Origin of the sequence: Nocardioides pelophilus (assembly GCF_014180685.1) — a bacterium.
In the GTDB taxonomy this organism is placed as follows: Bacteria; Actinomycetota; Actinomycetes; order Propionibacteriales; family Nocardioidaceae; genus Nocardioides; species Nocardioides pelophilus.
Genome location: NZ_JACEHF010000293.1, coordinates 1 through 1,960, shown reverse-complemented (window position 1 = coordinate 1,960; position 1,960 = coordinate 1). Strand labels below are relative to the sequence as shown.

General features: G+C 74.8%; 2 protein-coding genes. One reads left to right on the top strand and one right to left on the bottom strand.

Features of this window, described 5'->3' with window-relative positions; all coding sequences use genetic code 11:
- Positions 1–1,564 (top strand): copper resistance CopC/CopD family protein (locus H0488_RS24820; protein ID WP_183101515.1); only part of this gene is annotated, 1,564 nt, incomplete at its 5' end.
- Positions 1,565–1,618: 54 nt separating this feature from the next.
- Here the strand turns inward: H0488_RS24820 and H0488_RS23090 are convergent.
- The coding region (locus tag H0488_RS23090) for a DUF8832 domain-containing protein (RefSeq protein ID WP_512698552.1) at positions 1,619–1,960 on the bottom strand (342 nt) is incomplete at its 5' end.

Genomic DNA, 1,960 nt, shown 5'->3' with positions numbered 1-1,960 from the left:
GGCGCACGCCTCGTTGGTCTCCTCCGACCCGGCCGAGGGCGCCGTGGTCGACGCCGCCCCGGAGACGGTCACGCTGACCTTCGACGAGCCCGTGTCCGTGGTGGGCGACGGGATCCAGGCCTACGACGCCTCGGGCGACCCGCTCGAGACCGACGCCGGCGCCCGGGACGAGGTCGTGACCGTCGACCTCCCCGGCGGGCTCGACGACGGCACCTACGTCGTGGCCTGGCGGGTGGTGTCCTCCGACGGGCATCCGATCGCCGGCTCGCTGACCTTCCACGTCGGCGCTCCGAGCGAGACCGTCGCGCCGCCGCGCGTCGCCCCCACGACCGACGACGCCACGATGCGAGGCGTGGCCAGCGGTGTGCAGGCGGTGTCCTACGTCGCGCTGCTGCTCGCCGGCGGTCTCACGATCTTCCTCTCCTGGACGTCGCGCGGCGTCCGCCTGCTCGATCCCGTACGACGGCGCCTGGTCCGGCTCCTGCGCGGCTCCTCGGTCGCGGCGGTCGCGGCGGCGGCGCTCGCCGTACCGGTCTCCGGGGCCTACCAGAGGGGAGCCGGGCCGGGCGGCGTCCTCGAGACCGGATCGCTGGACCCGGCCCTGGTCGGCGACGACCTCACCGTCCTGGTGCTCCAGGTGATCGGCCTGGGGTTGGCTGCGGCGCTGGCCGGCCGGCCCACCCCCTCGCTCGCCGGTGACATCGGGGCGGGCCTGGCGGTGTGGTCCCCGGCGCTGGTCGGCCACACCCGTGCCTACGAGCCGGTGTCGCTGCTGGTCCTGACCGACGCGCTCCACCTCATGGCCGGCGCGGTCTGGCTCGGCGGCCTGGTGGGACTCGTGGTGGTGCTGCCCTCGCTCGCCGGCCGCGAGCGCGACGGCGCGCTGCTGCTCGCCCGCTTCTCTACGGTGGCGGCCGGCCTGCTCGCCGTGCTGGCGGGCGCGGGGGTGCTCCTCGGCTGGCGGATCCTCGGCTCCTGGAGCGGTCTGGTGGACACGACCTACGGTCGCCTGCTCCTCGTCAAGGTCGGCATCGCCCTCGTCGTCGCAGCGGTCGCTGCCTGGAACCGGTTCCGGCTCCTCCCGCGGGTGACCGAGGGCGCCCACGAGGCGCGCCGGAGGGCGACGTACGGCGTGCGCCGGGTGGTCGCGATCGAGGCGTTGCTGCTGGTCGGCCTGCTCGGGGTCACCGGCTTCCTGGTGGAGCAGCCGCCCCGTGCAGTGGCGGCCTCGACCCCGGCTGCGCCGCCCACGAACGTCGCCCGCGTGGTCGTGGGCGACCTGCAGGTGCTGGCCGTCCTGGACGCCACCGAAGGCCGTCAGCGGCAGCTGCTGGTGCAGGTGCAGGACCTGGCGGGGGAGCCGGTCGACCTGCACGCGCGCCCGGACGTCTCGCTCCGGGGACCCGACCTCGACCTCGGCGCGGTGTCAGTCACGCCCACCGGCGTCGGCACGTTCGTGGCCCCGGTCACCTTCCCCACGCCGGGAGAGTGGGAGGTGCAGGTGAGCCTGCGCGTGGACGAGTTCGACAACCCGGTCACGTCGCTGACGGTCCAGGTCGACTAGGTTTCGAGGCTCGGCCGCGGGCGGCCTCGCACCTCAACCGGCGTCGCCGGTCTCTCAACCGGCGTCGACGGTCGCGCTGACCGGCACCGTGTGCAGGATGCCGTCGACCCGCACCTGCACGAAGAGCAGGTAGTCGCCGGCTTCCTCGAAGGTGGTGTGGAAGGTCAGCAGGGTGCCGTCCTCGGTGGGCTCGGGCACGCCGTACGGGTGCACGTGGACGAAGACCCCGTCGCGGGCGCCGTCGGTCCGGAACCCGGAGACGTGCGCGGCGGCGCCGAGGTAGCTGCCGAGCGTGACCGGGTCGCCGTCGACCGTGCTGACCAGCAGCCGGAACCTCCCGTCGGGGCCGACGGTGCCGCTGCCGTCGACCCGCACCCGGACCACACCGTCGTCGCC